This window comes from Gordonia sp. ABSL11-1 (genome assembly GCF_030315685.1).
GTDB lineage: Bacteria > Actinomycetota > Actinomycetes > Mycobacteriales > Mycobacteriaceae > Gordonia.
Window position 1 is genome coordinate 303,062 of the sequence record NZ_JASXSI010000003.1, and the last position, 14,753, is coordinate 317,814.

Sequence of the window (14,753 nt, forward strand, 5' to 3'; positions counted from 1 at the left end):
ATTCTCCTGTGGGGTGACCAGCGGTTGACTGATGCGGGGGTGGGCGGGCTTCTCGTACGTCGACTCGTCAGGCGCCGGGAATGGAGGCGCGCGAGACCATCTCGACGTTCTGCGGCTTTCCCGTCTCGAGCGCTTTGACACCGGCCGCACATACTGCGGCGGCGGCATAACCGTCCCAGGCTCCGGGGCCGTCGACATTGTCGCCGCGGCGGACCGCGTTGACCCAGCGCTGGATCTCGACGTCGTAGGCGACACCGAAACGCTCGACGAAGGACGGTGTGATGTCACCCGTCGCGATCCCGGCGATCTTGCGGCCGTCGACCGTGTCGGACTGCACCGGGTTGCGCTGCTTGCGGATCAGACCCTGATCCAAGCCGATGAACGCCGATCCGAGCTCACCGACGAGTTCGGTGCGCACCTCGTAGGCGACGCCGGTCGTGACGAAGCACTCGACGTCGATGTGCCGGCCGGACTCGGTGGTGAAGATCGCGATCTGCGGATCCTTCAGTCCTTCCGGGGCATTCGGGTTCGCGCCCGGAGCGATGATCTGTACCGACGCGATCTCCTCGTCGAAGAAGAACCGCGTCGCGTCGACCTCGTGGACGAGGGAGTCCTTGACGATCATCGAGCTGTCGAAGCTGGGTGGTACCGCAGGGTTGCGATGGACGAAGTGCGCCATCAGGGCCTGGCCGAAGGTGCCGTCGTCGATGAGTCCCTTCAGCAGCTCGTACTCATGATCGAAGCGACGCATGAACCCGACCTGGATCAGCTTGCGGCGCGATTCCGCCTCGCGCTTGACGACCTCGAGCGAGGTGGCGACGTCGGTGGTGAGCGGCTTCTCGCACATGACGGGCTTACCCGCCTCGAGACAAGCGAGCAGCTGCTTCTCGTGCGTCGGACCGGGAGTCGCGAGAATGACCGCGTCGACCTCGGGGTCGGCGATGGCGTCCAGCGGATCGTTGATCACCCGGCAGCCCGGGATGGTGGCCGCGAGTTCTTCTGCCTTCTCCGGGAGGTAGTCGTTGAGCACCGTCACCGTGGCGCCCTTGGTGCGCTCGGTGATACGGGCGACATGGTCGGCGCCCATCATCCCGACGCCGAGGACGGCGATGCGCAGGTCTCGCCCTGAGGAACGAGTTTGCGAGTGTTGCGAAGGGTCTGTCATTTCTTCTCTCCCTCACTCGAGGTGGACTGTGCGGATCCGGTGTCGGCAGGACTGAGATACGGACGTTGCACGGCCTTCCACTGCGCGTAGACGTCATAGGCCTGCTGGGTGGACTCGAGCGTCGATACCGCGGACACCGGTACGTCCCACCATGATTCACTGTCGGGCGCACCGATCAGCGGATCGGTCTCCACATGGATGACCGTGGTGCGCTCGGCGGCCTTCGCCGCCTTGATCGCATCGGTGAACTCGGCGGCCGAGGTGGCGCGGATGACGTCGGCTCCGAGGGAGGCGGCGTTGGCTGCGAGATCGACCGGCAGGGTGTCTCCCTCGAGGCGTCCGTTGTCGCCGCGGTACCGATAGTTGGTGCCGAACCGTTGCGAACCGAGCGACTCCGAGAGTGATCCGATGGATGCGAAGCCGTGGTTCTGGACCAGGACCACGATCACCTTCAGATTCTCCTGAACGGCCGTGACGAGCTCGGTGGCCATCATCAGATACGAGCCGTCGCCGACCATGACGAACACGTCGCGGTCGGGGCAGGCCATCTTGACGCCGAGACCGCCGGCGACCTCGTAACCCATGCAGGAGTACCCGTACTCGACGTGGTAGCCCTTGGAATCACGGGTGCGCCAGAGCTTGTGCAGGTCACCGGGCATGGATCCGGCCGCGCAGACGACGACATCGCGTGGATCGGAGGTCTCGTTCACCAGCCCGATGACCGCACCCTGGGTCAGCGCCTCGTCGCCGGTGGCGATGTTGGTGCCGACCGAGGTCGGGGAGTAGGCCTGCTCGACGATCGTGTCCCATTCCCGGGCGAGCGTGCCGACGCGCTCGCGATATGCGGGGTCGACCGCATACCCGGAGAGGAGGTCGTCGAGGGCCTCGACGGATTCGCGTGCATCGGCGACGACGCTGTAGCCGCTGTGCTTGACCGAATCCAGGGACGCCACATTGATGTTCACGAATCGCACACCCTCACCGGTGAACGCGGTGCGGGAGGCGGTGGTGAAATCGCTGTAGCGGGTACCGATGCCGATGACGACATCGGCCTCGGCGGCGAGTGCGTTGGCGGCGGTCGTACCGGTGGAACCGATCGCCCCGACGGACTGCGGATGGTCGTAGGCCAGCGATCCCTTGCCGGCCTGACTCTGTCCGACGGGGATGCCGGTCCGCTCGCAGAACGTGGCGAGTGCCTCGGTGGCGCCGCTGTAGATCACGCCGCCGCCGGCGACGATGAGCGGTCGCCTCGCCGAACGGATGATCTCCGCGGCCTCGGCGATGACGTGGCGCTCCGGCAGAGGCCGGGCAACATGCCAGGTGCGCTCCGCGAAAAGTGATACCGGCCAGTCGAATGCCTCGGCCTGCACGTCCTGGGGGATCGCAACGGTCGCGGCGCCGGTCTCCACCGGATCGGTCAGCACCCGCATTGCGCCGAGCAGCGCTCCGGGCAGTTGCTCGGGTCGCCAGACGCGGTCGAAGTAGCGCGAGACCGGTTTGAACGCATCGTTGACCGTGACATCACCCGACGAGGGGAGCTCGAGCTCCTGCAGCACCGGAGACGTCGAACGAGTGGCGAACGTGTCGGCGGGCAGCAGCAGTACCGGCAGGCGGTTGATGGTCGCGAGCGCCGCACCGGTGAGCATGTTGGTCGAGCCGGGTCCGACCGATGCGGTGACCGCCCACGCCTCCAGTCGGTCCTTCATACGTGCATAGGCGACGGCCGAGTGCACCATGGCCTGCTCGTTACGACCGAGCACGTACTTGAGCGACAACTCCCGGCCGGCGTCGACATCGTCGATCTCGTTCTGCAACAGCGCCTGACCGAGACCGGCGACGTTGCCGTGACCGAAGATGCCGAAGCAGCCGGCGAAGAACTTGGTGCGCACGCCGTCACGCTCGACGAACTGGTTGGCGAGGAAACGCACCGTCGCCTGTGACACGGTGAGGCGGACGGTCGATTCACCGTGGGGGCTGCGGACGCCGGTGATTCCGCCGGCGCGTCCCTGATTGATCGGTGCCACGATGGCTTCTTTCTCGTCGGTGGGTGGTCAGGAATTCTCGTGCAACGGAAGTCGGGGATCGACGTCCTGGTGCTCCCAGCTGCCGCGCAGCCAGGTGTGGGCAGGGTCGTCGCAGATGTTCCAGGCGCGTTCCTCGCCGGGTCCGGCCATCACGTTCAGGTAATACATGTGATAGCCGGGGGCGGCGATCGACGGTCCGTGGTACCCGTGCGGCACGAGGACGACGTCGCCACTGCGGACCTCCTCGAGCACCTCGATCGGGCGTTCGGGCGTGCCGTAGACCCGGTGATAGCCGAATCCCGGTGAGCCGTCGGGTCCGTCGGCGATCTCGAAGTAGTAGATCTCCTCGAGCTGCGATTCGTTCTCGCTGTTCTCGTCGTGCTTGTGGGCCGGGTAGCTCGACCAGTTGCCACCCGGGGTGATGACCTCGCAGGCGATGATCGAGTCGGCCTCGAAGACACCGGCCGTCCCGAAGTTGTGCACCTGCCGGCTGCAGTTGCCCGCACCCCGCAGCTCGACCGGGACGTCGGCCGCCGGAACATACCGGAAGGGAAGACGATTCCGCGCCCGCGCCCCGCACAGTGCGAAGCGTCCGCCCTCGGTGCTCGTCACGCTGAACTCGGAATCGATTCCCACATAGGCGAAGTCGCTCGGTCCGTCGAACACGCTCGAGCGGCCGGCGAGATCGAACGAGGTCCCCCCAGAGCTGACCGTCGCCGACCCGGACAGGGGTACGACGATGATCTCGTCGTCGCCGGAGTGGCGGGTGACCGATTCGCCTGCCCCGAGTTCGACGACGAAGAGCGACGATTCGGTCCAGCCGGCCGACTCCGGCGTGACGTCGACGGTGAGCGGCGCCGGGGCCGATCGCGCGGGGATGTAGTACTTGGAGTTCATCGGCTCACCTCACCAGGTTGACCGCGGTGTCGACCGCGGTGGCGACGTCGTTGTCGGCCGGGTACAGCAGAGTACGTCCGACGATGAGTCCGCGGACCGACGGGATGCGCAGTGCGCGTTCCCAACTCGCGAAGGTCTCGTCGGGGGCGGTTTGCGGGTCGCCGCCCAGCAACAGGGTCGGCAGGGTCGTCGCGTCCATGACGCGTTCCATCTCGTCGACGACCGGCAACTTCAACCACGTGTACGCCGATGTCGAACCCAGGCCCTGGATGATGTGCATCGACTTGATCACCGCATCGGCCGACAGGTCGTTGCGAACCTTTCCGTCGACCCGCGACGACAGGAACGGCTCGAGCATGGCGATCGAACCGCCGGCGGCGAGGTCGTCGACCGCCTCGGCGCACGCCGTCATCATGTTCAGCGTGCCCGGGTCGGCAAGATCGACGCGGCACAGCATCTTGGCGCCGTTCAGTCCGGCGTCGATGGTCCACTTCGCTGTTGCGGCGGTCATCCGGTCGTCGAGTTCGAACGACGCTCCGGCGAGGCCGCCACGGTTCATCGAGGAGAAGACGACCTTGTCCTCCAGGGCGCCGAGGAGGAGGAGGTCATCGAGGATGTCCGAGGTGGCGAGCACGCCGTCGACGCCGGGGTTGGCCAGTGCCGTGCGCAACCGGTCGAGCAGATCGGAGCGACTGTTCATCGCGGTCGGGTTGGAACCGACCGACAGGGCCCCGCGTGCCGGGTGGTCGGCGGCCACGATCATCAGACGGTCGGAACCGGTGACGGTCGAGCGACGTCGCCGACGCGCCCAGGCCTCGGCGATCGCCTGCGGGTGGGTGGCGCGCACGGCGGTCACCTCGGCGTAGGTCGAACAGGTCGAGACGGAGACCCCGTTGGGGCTGATCGTCGTGGCCGACGGACCCGCCGTCGTGGCGACCTCAGACATTGATCTTCTCCTGTGCTGTCGGTGCGGATTCGGCCAGAGCGGCGACCTCGTCGGCCGTCGGCATGGCTGTCGAGCATTCGAGTCGGCCGGCGACGATGGAACCCGCGGCGTTGGCGTGACGCAGGATCTTCTCCAGTGGCCAGCCCTCGAGCAGTCCGTGGCACAGGCTGCCGCCGAAGCTGTCACCCGCACCCAGTCCGTTGACGACATCGACCGGAATCGGCGGGACCTCGATCGACTCGGACCGGGTCTTGCCGAGTACACCACGGGGTCCCTGCTTGACGATCGCCAGCTCGACACCCAGGTCGAGCAGGGCGTCGGCGGCGGCGTGGGGATCGGTCTCGCCGACGGCGATCTCGCACTCCTCGCGATTGCCGACAGCGACCGTGACGTGCGTCAGTGCGCGTCGGACCTGCTCGGTGGCAGCGTCCGGCGACGACCAGAACATCGGCCGGTAATCGAGGTCGAGAACCGTCAGCGACTGTCGGCCACGAGCCTCCCATGCGGCGAAATGTGCACTGCGCGAAGGATCTTCGGACAGGCCGGTCACCGTCGACCAGTACAGCCGGGCGTCGTGGACCGCCGTCGTGTCGAGCGCGGCGGCCTCGATTTGAAGATCCGGTGCCGTCGGCTTGCGGTAGAAGTAGAGCGGGAAGTCGTCGGGAGGGAAGATCTCGCAGAATGTCACCGGGGTGGCGTACACGTCGTCGACGCCGACGAAGCGGTTGTCGACCCCGAGTCGCTCGAGCTCACCCCGGACGAACCGGCCGAACGGGTCGTCGCCGACGCCGGAGATGAGCGCGCTGCTGTGTCCGAGGCGGGCGGCGGCGACGGTGACATTCGCGGCACTGCCGCCGAGGAACTTACCGAAGCTGGTGACCTCTTCGAGTCCGACGCCGATCTGCTGCGGATAGATGTCGACACCGCAGCGGCCGATGGCCAGCACATCGAAGGCGGGTGTCTCGCGTTCTACGCTCACGTACTGCTCCCTGCTCGTGGTCGAAGGGTGGGGGACCCGTTGTTCGGGGGACTGTCGGGTCGTGACTTCCACTGGCATCCACTGTGCGTCAGTTCACAACCCAATGTCAAGACTTTGTCCTGACATTCTTACCTGGCATAGTCAGTGTCAGAGCTCACACGGGCCGTGCGGCCTCTGTCGAAAGGAATTCGAGATGACTGTGGACACCGCTACGGCGGCCGGCGCCACCTCGCGGGACGACGCAGGCGTCGTGCTGCCCGTCGGCATCATCGGCTTCGGCTGGATGGGACGCGCCCACGCGCAGGCGTATGCACGTATCCGACACCACTATCCGCACATCTCGCCGGTCCCGCGACTCATGGTGATTGCTGACGAGGTGACTGATCGCGCGGCGCAGGCCGCTGCCCAGTTCGACGTGCCGTCGACGGTGGCCGACTGGCGGCAGGTCGTCGACGACCCGACGATCGGTGCGGTCAGCGTCACTGCTCCCAACTTCCTGCACCGTGACATCGGCTGCGCCGTGGTGTCCGCGGGAAAGCACCTGTGGATCGAGAAACCGGTGGGGTTGTCGGCCGGGGATGCACGTGCCGTCGCCGCCGCGGCCGCCGACGCCGGGGTGCAGACCGCGGTCGGCTTCAATTACCGGAACGTACCGGCCGTCGCGGCGGCCCGTGAGTTGATCGCGGCGGGTGGGATCGGTGAGGTCACCCACGCGCGCTTCCGTTTGTTCAGCGACTACGCGGCGCATCCGGACGGCGCGCTCAGCTGGCGTTTCCAGCGTGATCGGGGCGGTAACGGAGTGCTGGGCGATCTGGCGTCGCACGGTGCCGACCTGGTCTGGTTCCTGCTCGGGGAGATCGATTCGCTGGTGGCCGACACCGCGATCTTCGTCGCCGAGCGGCCGAAGCCGACGGGCGCCACGGCCGGCCATCAGCTGGCGTCGGGCGGCGAGCGCGGCCCTGTCGAGAACGAGGACTACGTGTCCGCTCAGATGCGCCTGGCCTCCGGCGCCCGCTGCGTTCTGGAGGCGAGTCGGATGTCGGTCGGCGCGCAGAACTCGTATGGCTTCGAGATCCACGGCACGTCCGGGGTCGTGCGGTGGGATTATCGACGTATGGGTGAGCTCGAGGTCGGCCAGGGCTCCGACTATCAGGATCTCGCGGTGTCGACCCGATTCGTCGGCCCGGGGAGCGGCGACTACGCAGCGTTCCAGCCCGGTGCCGCCAATCCGATGAGCTATGACGATCTGAAGGTGATCGAGGCGGCGCGGTTCTGCGAGTCCATTGCCGACGCCGGGAGCGCAGTGAGCGGGTCGGGTGTTGCCGACGCCGGGCGCGCGCCGAGTGCGGGCGCGACGATTGCCGATGCCGTGCGTGCGGCGGAGGTACTGGACGCGATGACGACGTCGGTCCGTGAGGGGACCTGGGTCTCCCCGGCCTCGATGAGGTGATCGGTCGGCGGCGAATCGGCGGCGACGGTTTCCCGTATGCGCTGGCGCTGCTCGGGGCCGGGGCGATGTTCATGGAGATCCTGGACGCGACGATCGTGGCGACCGCTTTGCCTGCCATCGCCGCCGATCTCGGTGTCCGCCCGCTCGATGCGGCGGTCGTGGTCACGTCGTACCTGATCACCCTGGCGATCCTGATCCCGTTGTCGGGGTGGGTGGCGGATCGGTTCGGTGTCCGTCGGGTGTTCTTGATCGCCGGCGCCGTGTTCACCGCGGCATCGGCCGCGTGCGCCGTGGCGCCGGACCTGACGACCCTCGTGGTCATGCGGGTGCTGCAGGCCGCCGGTGGGGCGATGATGGTGCCGGTCGGGCGGCTCGCGGTGTTACGCACGGTCGAACGGGGGCAGTTGGTCCGGGCCATCGCATACCTGACCTGGCCTGCATTGATCGCACCGGTGGTGGCGCCGCTGATCGGCGGTCTGATCGTCACGCACACCGACTGGCGGGTGATCTTCGCGATCAACATCCCGATCGGGATCGTCGGGCTCGGGGCGGCGGTGATCTGGTGTCGCCCGTCGGAGACCGGCGACGCGCGCCGGCGTCTTGATCTCCTCGGGGTCGCGTTGACCACGTTGGCGGTCGCCTCGGCGATACTGGCGGCGCAAGAGGTCTCGGCGGACCGGCCGCGCGGGGTCGTGGTGGCGGCATGGCTCGTCGGTGCGGTCATCGTGGGTGGGCTGGCTGTTCGACGGATGCGGACGTCGTCGTACCCGTTGCTGAATCTGGACGTGCTGCGGGTGCATTCATTTGCGTCGGTGGTGGGGTTCGGGACGGTGTACCGCCTGGTGATCAGCGCGGTGCCATTCCTGTTGCCGTTGATGTTCCAACTGCAGTTCGGCTGGTCCCCGGTCGCCGCGGGTGCGATGGTGACGGCCCTGTTCCTGGGCAACGTGGTCATCAAACCGTTGACGACGCCGATGATGCGCCGCTGGGGAATCCGGCGGGTGCTGATGGTGGATCTGCTGGTGTCGGTCATCGCCTTCGGGGCGATCGCCGGACTCGGGCCGGACTCCGCGGGGGCGATCATCGCGATCGTTCTGGTCGTGTCGGGCTCGCTGCGGTCGATCGGCTTCTCGGCGTACAACACGCTCGCGTTCGCCGACGTCGAGTCGTCGGAGTTGAGCGATGCGAACGCCCTCCACGCTGCCGTCCAGGAACTCGGTTCGGCGTTCGGGGTGGCGCTCGGCGCCGTGGCCGTCTCGGCGTTCGCCGCGCTCGATGTGCTACCCGCGGGCGCATATTCGGCTGCGTTCCTCCTGCTCGCCGTGCTGATGCTGGTGTGCGTCGTGGGCGCGTTCCGTCTGCCGGACCGGGCTGGGGAGAGGGCCGTCGGACCAGCCTGAATGAGCGTCCACATCAGAATGTCTTGACAAAGTCTTGACAGCGATGGTGTGACGGGTATTACATCATCGCAGGAGAGTGTCCCCTCGAACACTCTGCACATCGAGAGGAAGAGACATACGATGCATTCCACGACAGGTCGCCGTCAGGGGCGTCGCGGGCGGTGGATCGCGGTGGCCGCCGCGCTGACGTCAGCGGTACTGATCGTCGCCGGGTGTTCCAGCACCGGCGGTGCGCCGGAGGGCAACGACAACGGTGGCGGAGGCGCAGGCAACGCCGGCACGCCCGAGAAGACCGTCGCGATGATCACACACGAGGTCCCGGGTGACTCGTTCTGGGATCTCATCCGCAAGGGCGCAGAGATGGCGGCCAAGAAGGACAACATCAAACTGCAGTACTCCTCTGACCCCGAGGCCCCGAACCAGGCCAACCTGGTGCAGACCGCCATCGACAGCAAGGTCGACGGCATCGCACTGACCCTGGCCAAGCCCGACGCGATGGCACCGGCGGTCAAGAAGGCGATCGACGCCGGTATCCCCGTGGTGGCCTTCAACTCCGGCTACGACAATTGGAAGCAGATGGGCGTCCAGCAGTACTTCGGCCAGGACGAGACACTCGCCGGCAAGACCGCGGGTGAGCGTCTGACCCGGGACGGGCGCAAGAAGGTCCTCTGCGTCATCCAGGAGCAGGGTCAGATCGCGCTCGAATCCCGGTGTGCCGGCGTCAAGCAGGGCTTCACCGGCGGTGGATTCGAGATCCTCAACGTCAACAGCAAGGACATGCCGTCCGTCGAGGCGACCATGACCGCGAAGCTGCAGCAGGATCCGTCCATCGACACCGTGGTCACCCTGGGCGCTCCGATCGCGCAGACCGCCGTGCAGTCGAAGGGCAACGCCGGCTCGCAGGCCGAGATCGTCACCTTCGACACCAACGCCGCCTTGGTCCCGCTGATCCAGAGCGGCGATGTGAAGTGGGCCATCGACCAGCAGCCGTACCTGCAGGGCTACCTCGCGATCGACTCGCTGTGGCTGTACATGGCCAACGGCAACACCATCGGCGGTGGCCAGGCCGTTCTGACCGGACCCGCCTTCATCGACGAGTCCAACATCGACGCCGTCGCCGACTACGCCAAGAACGGCACCCGCTGACCGGCGGAAGGAACCCCTCATGAGTACACAACAAGACCTCGACCTGTCGACGCACACCATCGTCACCGACGAGCGGGTGAAACGGCAGAAGCCGTTGCAGCGCTTGCTGGTTCGTCCGGAGATCGGAGCGCTGGTCGGTGCCATCGCGATCTTCGTCTTCTTCTGCATCGTCGCGGCGCCGTTCCGGACGCCGGAGGCTCTGGCCACGATCCTCTACGCCAGCTCCACCATCGGCATCATGGCCTGCGGTGTGGCCGTGCTGATGATCGGCGGTGAGTTCGACCTCTCGACCGGCGTGGCCGTGACGTTCTCGTCCCTGGCCGCATCGATGCTCGCCTACAACCTGCACCTCAACGTGTGGTTGGGTGCGGTGCTCGCGCTGGTGCTCGCCCTCGCCGTCGGCTTCTTCAACGGCTATCTGGTGATGAAGACGAAGATCCCGTCGTTCCTCATCACGCTGTCGACGTTCCTGATGCTGACCGGTATCAACCTCGCGGTGACCAAGCTGGTCACCGGGCAGGTCGCCACGCCGTCGATCTCAGACATGGCCGGTTTCGACTCCGCGCAGAAGGTGTTCGCGTCGTCGTTCACGGTCCTCGGTGTGTCCGTGCGCATCACGGTCGTCTGGTGGATCCTGTTCACCCTCGTGGCGACCTGGGTCCTCATGCGCACCCGCATCGGCAACTGGATCTTCGCCGTCGGCGGCGGCCAGGACTCGGCACGCGCCGTCGGTGTCCCTGTCACCAAGGTCAAGATCGGCATGTTCATGTTCGTCGGCTTCTGCGCCTGGTTCGTCGGCATGCACCTGTTGTTCGCCTTCGACACGGTGCAGTCCGGTCAGGGTGTCGGCAACGAGTTCTTCTACATCATCGCGGCGGTGGTCGGTGGCTGCCTGCTCACCGGCGGTTACGGAACCGCGGTCGGTGCGGCCATCGGTGCCTTCATCTTCGGCATGGTGAACCAGGGCATCGTCTACGCGGGCTGGAACCCCGACTGGTTCAAGTTCTTCATGGGCGCGATGCTGCTCTTCGCGGTGATCGCCAACAACAGTTTCCGCAACTACGCGGCGAAGAGGTGAGCAGAGAAATGAGTTCAGCAATCGAGGCGCGGCCCGAATCGGAATCCAGCGGCGGCAAGGTGCCCCTGATCGAGCTCCGCAACGTCGGCAAGTCCTACGGCGCGATCATCGCACTCAAGGACATCAGTCTGCGGGTGAACGCCGGTGAGGTCACCTGCGTGCTCGGCGACAACGGTGCGGGTAAGTCCACCCTGATCAAGATCATGGCCGGACTGCATCAGCAGACCGAGGGGCAACTGCTCATCGACGGCGAGGAGACTCTCCTCGAGTCACCCAAGCACGCCCTGGAGACCGGGATCGCGACGGTGTACCAGGATCTCGCCGTCGTCGGCCTGATGCCGGTGTGGCGCAACTTCTTCCTCGGCCAGGAACTGCGCAAGGGGCCGTTCAAGTCGCTGGACATCCAGGCGATGCGGGCGACCACCAAGGAAGAGCTGTTCAAGATGGGCATCGACCTGCCCGACGTCGACGCGCCGATCGGATCGCTTTCCGGCGGTCAGCGTCAGTGTGTGGCGATCTCGCGGGCCATTTACTTCGGCGCCCGGGTGCTGATCCTCGACGAGCCGACGGCCGCCCTGGGCGTCAAGCAGTCCGGCACCGTGCTGCGCTATATCTCCGCCGCGCGTGACCAGGGCTTCGGCGTCGTGTTCATCACCCACAACCCGCATCACGCGCACATGGTGGGCGACCACTTCGTGCTGCTCAACCGCGGGCGTCAGAAGCTGGACTGCACCTACGACGAGATCACTCTCGACGAGCTGACCCAGCAGATGGCCGGCGGCGACGAACTCGACACGCTCAGTCACGAACTGCGCCGCTGACCGATTTCGCGGACGACCACCCGCCCGGCTCCGCAGGGGCCGGGCGGGTTCCCATTTCGGGTGCATGGCGTGAGACGTCGGGATACGTTGTCCCGGAGAAGATCAGCGGCGGCGGGGATCTCGGTGTCCGTCGCGGGAGAGGATGTGGGATGACTGACGATCATCGCCTGGTCGGAGTTGTCTTCGGGGCATCGAGCCCGTTCGAGGCAGACCTGATCGATGAGCTCTACCTCGCAGCCGAGAGCGCCGCCTACCGGGTGGCCCTCGGGCTCCACACCGGCCGACGGACGCGGGCGCGCGCGGTCGCAGACCTGGTCGGCCAGGGATGTCAGGTGGTCATCGTCGTCGGTGCCGAGTACGGCGACCGCTTCGATGTGCCGGTGCCCATCGTGGTGATCGGCGAACGCATCCCGGACGTCACCGCGGTGACCATCGGCACCGACGAATGGCGCGGTGCGCATCTCGCGGTGCAGTACCTGATCGATCTGGGCCACACGACGATCGCCCACGTCGAGGGCGGCGACCACCCGTGCGCCTCCGAGCGGCTGCGCGGATACCTGGGTGCGATGACGGCGGCGGGACACCGCGACGAGTGCCGCACTCTTGTCGGGGACTACACGGAGGAGGCCGGTGCACTGGCCGCCGAACGGCTTCTCGCCGAGGGCAATCTACCGACCGCCACGTTCCTGGCCAACGACCGGATGGCCGTGGGGTTCATCGATGTGATGCGGCACAACGGTGTCCGCATCCCCGAGGACATGTCGGTCGTCGGCTACGACGACGGGCCGCACGCGGTCCTCGGACACGTGAACCTGACGACGATCCGTCAGGACGTCGTCGGACTCGCGCGCGCCGCCGTCGAGGCCGTCGCGTCGCTGGTGGGGGATTCACCCGAGGCGGCGAACACCGGCGGGTTCGGCTTCTACGGATCGTTGGCGCTCGAGCCCGAACTGATGGTGCGGGGCACCACATCGCCGCCCGACGGGTACGACACCGATCACGGTGCCGCGACACCCGTGCGATGGGGTCTGCTCGCGGACTCGTGCAGCGACGAACTCGTCCGCGAACTCGGCACTCCCGGAACGATGTCCGGCGCGATCGAGGTCGTCGCCAGCGCCTCCACGGCTGTCGCGTGGGAGATCGCCGATCGTCTCGGGATCATGGTCAGTTACGGCATCTACGAGGACCTGATCGACGACCCCGACATCGACGCCATCCTCATCGCCCTGCCCGCCGACGCGCGGGAGGTGTGGGCCACCAAGGCACGCGAGGCGGGCAAGGTCGTACAGGTGTCGACGACCGGCTGAGCAGACCCCTTACGCCGCCTCGTCCATCCTGGTCCGCTCCTCCAACTCGTCGATCGCATTGCGCGCGAACACCTGCTGCTCGGTGATCGCGAGTTGGGTGCGGCTGCGCGTGGTGAACGCGAAGAGCCAGTCGACCAGCGTGGTGAACCGGTTACGGAAGCCGACGAGATAGACGAGGTGCAGGACCAGCCAACCGACCCATGCGATGAAGCCGGCCATCTCGATGCTGCGCGAGGTCCCCGGGATCGGGATCTTGGCGACGGCGCTGAAGCGTGCGATGGTGGCCATCGAGCCCTTGTCCCAGTACGAGAACGGCTTTCGGCTCTCCGGGCCGGAACCCGAGAGTCCGGCCGTGATGGCCGAGGCGGCGTACTTCGCGCCCTGGATGGCGCCCTGCGCCATTCCGGGTACGCCATCGACGGCCATCATGTCGCCGACGACGAAGACCTCCGGGTGATCCGGCACCGTCAGGTCCGCACGCACCTTCACCCTGCCCGCACGGTCGAGTTCGACGCCGGACTGCTCGGCGAGCTGACGTCCCAGCGGACTGCCGGCGACGCCGGCCGACCAGACCTTGCACTGGCTCTCGATGCGGCGGCGTGTGCCGTCGCCGTCCTGGACGACGAGACCGTGGTAGTCCATGTCGACGACCATGGCGCCCATCTGGATGTCGACGCCGTTCTTGGCCAGCCGCGCGGTGGCCCGCTCGCTGAGCTTGCCGCCGTACGGCGGGAGCACGACCGGAGCCGCGTCGAGCAGAATGACCTTCGCGTCGGTCGGATCGATGTTGCGGAACGCGTCGCGCAGCGTCTTCGTCGCCATCTCGGCGATCTGACCGGCCATCTCGACGCCCGTGGCCCCGGCGCCGATCACCACGAACGTCAGCAGTCGCTCCCGCTCGACTTGGTCGGTCGACAGTTCCGCCTGCTCGAACGCGCCGAGGATGCGACCACGCAACTCCAGGGCGTCGTCGATCGTCTTGAGTCCGGGTGCGAACTCGGCGAACTGATCGTTGCCGAAGTAGGACTGGTCGGCCCCGGCGGCGATGATGATGCTGTCGTAGCCGGTGACGGTGACGCGCTCGAGCAGACGTGAGGTGACCGTGCGTGATTCGAGGTCGATCTGTTCGACGTCACCCAGCACCACCCGCACGTTGTCCTGCTTGCGCAGGATCACCCGCAGCGGCGGTGCGATCTGGCCCTCGGAGATCACCCCGGTCGCCACCTGATAGAGCAGTGGCTGGAAGAGATGGTGGGTCGTGCGTGCGATCACCGTGACGTCGACGTCGGCCTTGGCGAGACGGCGGGCGGCGGTCAGCCCACCGAAGCCCGAACCGATGACGACGACCCGATGACGTGACGAAGCGTCGTGGACATGCGTGATCGGTGATTGAGAATCCATGCGACTACCCTCCAGCGGTTCACCTCCGGGACACCCAGGCGGTCGATGTCCGGAGTCGCTTCGCTCCACGCCGGTCGATCCCGGCCACGCCAGTCGCGTTGATGATGCTACCCACCTCAACGGTCCCGGCGCGAGTCGA

General features: G+C 66.8%; 12 protein-coding genes and 1 riboswitch. Of the genes, 6 read left to right on the top strand and 6 right to left on the bottom strand.

Annotated elements, in window-relative coordinates:
* Positions 1–67: 67 nt before the first annotated feature.
* From QSJ19_RS05365 to iolC, 5 genes are read right to left on the bottom strand one after another with little or no spacing between them, the layout of a single operon-like run.
* Entirely contained in the window at positions 68–1,165 is a 1,098-nt protein-coding gene (locus tag QSJ19_RS05365) for a Gfo/Idh/MocA family protein (protein ID WP_286318814.1), read from the bottom strand.
* On the bottom strand, positions 1,162–3,189 hold the full coding sequence (gene iolD, locus QSJ19_RS05370; protein ID WP_286318815.1) for a 3D-(3,5/4)-trihydroxycyclohexane-1,2-dione acylhydrolase (decyclizing): 2,028 nt from the start codon (positions 3,187–3,189) through the stop codon (positions 1,162–1,164). The genes QSJ19_RS05365 and iolD overlap by 4 nt, the downstream gene beginning before the upstream one ends.
* 27 nt (positions 3,190–3,216) lie before the next feature.
* Complete coding sequence (gene iolB / locus QSJ19_RS05375; protein WP_286318816.1) at positions 3,217–4,086, bottom strand: 5-deoxy-glucuronate isomerase; 870 nt, start codon at positions 4,084–4,086, stop codon at positions 3,217–3,219.
* Between the two features lie 4 nt (positions 4,087–4,090).
* Positions 4,091–5,032 carry a Cgl0159 family (beta/alpha)8-fold protein gene (locus QSJ19_RS05380; RefSeq protein ID WP_286318817.1) on the bottom strand — a complete coding sequence of 314 codons (942 nt, stop codon included), beginning with the start codon at positions 5,030–5,032 and terminating at the stop codon, positions 4,091–4,093.
* Positions 5,025–6,011 (bottom strand): 5-dehydro-2-deoxygluconokinase, encoded by a 987-nt coding sequence (gene iolC, locus QSJ19_RS05385; RefSeq protein WP_286318818.1) that lies wholly within the window; start codon positions 6,009–6,011, stop codon positions 5,025–5,027. Before iolC ends, QSJ19_RS05380 begins: the two co-directional genes overlap by 8 nt.
* Positions 6,012–6,204: 193 nt before the next feature.
* On the opposite strand from iolC, the gene QSJ19_RS05390 reads away from it, so the two are divergent.
* The 6 genes from QSJ19_RS05390 (at position 6,205) to QSJ19_RS05415 (ending at position 13,213) form a co-directional block, all read left to right on the top strand.
* On the top strand, positions 6,205–7,461 hold the full coding sequence (locus tag QSJ19_RS05390; protein WP_286318819.1) for a Gfo/Idh/MocA family protein: 1,257 nt from the start codon (positions 6,205–6,207) through the stop codon (positions 7,459–7,461).
* A 71-nt stretch (positions 7,462–7,532) separates the two neighbouring features.
* Complete coding sequence (locus QSJ19_RS05395; RefSeq protein ID WP_286318875.1) at positions 7,533–8,861, top strand: MFS transporter; 1,329 nt, start codon at positions 7,533–7,535, stop codon at positions 8,859–8,861.
* A 120-nt stretch (positions 8,862–8,981) separates the two neighbouring features.
* A complete protein-coding gene (locus QSJ19_RS05400; RefSeq protein ID WP_286318821.1) occupies positions 8,982–10,007 on the top strand; it encodes a substrate-binding domain-containing protein in 1,026 nt (341 codons plus the stop codon).
* A 19-nt stretch (positions 10,008–10,026) separates the two neighbouring features.
* Positions 10,027–11,085 carry an ABC transporter permease gene (locus QSJ19_RS05405; protein WP_286318823.1) on the top strand — a complete coding sequence of 353 codons (1,059 nt, stop codon included), beginning with the start codon at positions 10,027–10,029 and terminating at the stop codon, positions 11,083–11,085.
* An 8-nt stretch (positions 11,086–11,093) separates the two neighbouring features.
* A complete protein-coding gene (locus QSJ19_RS05410) occupies positions 11,094–11,906 on the top strand; it encodes an ATP-binding cassette domain-containing protein (RefSeq protein ID WP_286318825.1) in 813 nt (270 codons plus the stop codon).
* Between the two features lie 149 nt (positions 11,907–12,055).
* Positions 12,056–13,213 (top strand): LacI family DNA-binding transcriptional regulator, encoded by a 1,158-nt coding sequence (locus QSJ19_RS05415; protein WP_286318827.1) that lies wholly within the window; start codon positions 12,056–12,058, stop codon positions 13,211–13,213.
* Positions 13,214–13,222: 9 nt separating this feature from the next.
* Here QSJ19_RS05415 and QSJ19_RS05420 read toward each other — a convergent pair whose 3' ends face one another.
* Complete coding sequence (locus QSJ19_RS05420; RefSeq protein ID WP_286318829.1) at positions 13,223–14,614, bottom strand: NAD(P)/FAD-dependent oxidoreductase; 1,392 nt, start codon at positions 14,612–14,614, stop codon at positions 13,223–13,225.
* 25 nt (positions 14,615–14,639) lie between these two features.
* Positions 14,640–14,721, bottom strand: a riboswitch (ZMP/ZTP riboswitch).
* Positions 14,722–14,753 lie beyond the last annotated feature (32 nt).

Excerpts from the sequence above, each read along its gene's own strand:
- QSJ19_RS05390 (WP_286318819.1), top strand. The coding sequence starts at position 6,205 with ATGACTGTGGACACCGCTACGGCGGCCGGCGCCACCTCGCGGGACGAC.
- QSJ19_RS05365 (WP_286318814.1), bottom strand. The coding sequence starts at position 1,165 with ATGACAGACCCTTCGCAACACTCGCAAACTCGTTCCTCAGGGCGAGAC.
- QSJ19_RS05395 (WP_286318875.1), top strand. The coding sequence starts at position 7,533 with ATGGAGATCCTGGACGCGACGATCGTGGCGACCGCTTTGCCTGCCATC.
- QSJ19_RS05420 (WP_286318829.1), bottom strand. The coding sequence starts at position 14,614 with ATGGATTCTCAATCACCGATCACGCATGTCCACGACGCTTCGTCACGT.
- QSJ19_RS05400 (WP_286318821.1), top strand. The coding sequence starts at position 8,982 with ATGCATTCCACGACAGGTCGCCGTCAGGGGCGTCGCGGGCGGTGGATC.
- QSJ19_RS05405 (WP_286318823.1), top strand. The coding sequence starts at position 10,027 with ATGAGTACACAACAAGACCTCGACCTGTCGACGCACACCATCGTCACC.
- QSJ19_RS05380 (WP_286318817.1), bottom strand. The coding sequence starts at position 5,032 with ATGTCTGAGGTCGCCACGACGGCGGGTCCGTCGGCCACGACGATCAGC.
- QSJ19_RS05410 (WP_286318825.1), top strand. The coding sequence starts at position 11,094 with ATGAGTTCAGCAATCGAGGCGCGGCCCGAATCGGAATCCAGCGGCGGC.
- iolB (WP_286318816.1), bottom strand. The coding sequence starts at position 4,086 with ATGAACTCCAAGTACTACATCCCCGCGCGATCGGCCCCGGCGCCGCTC.
- QSJ19_RS05415 (WP_286318827.1), top strand. The coding sequence starts at position 12,056 with ATGACTGACGATCATCGCCTGGTCGGAGTTGTCTTCGGGGCATCGAGC.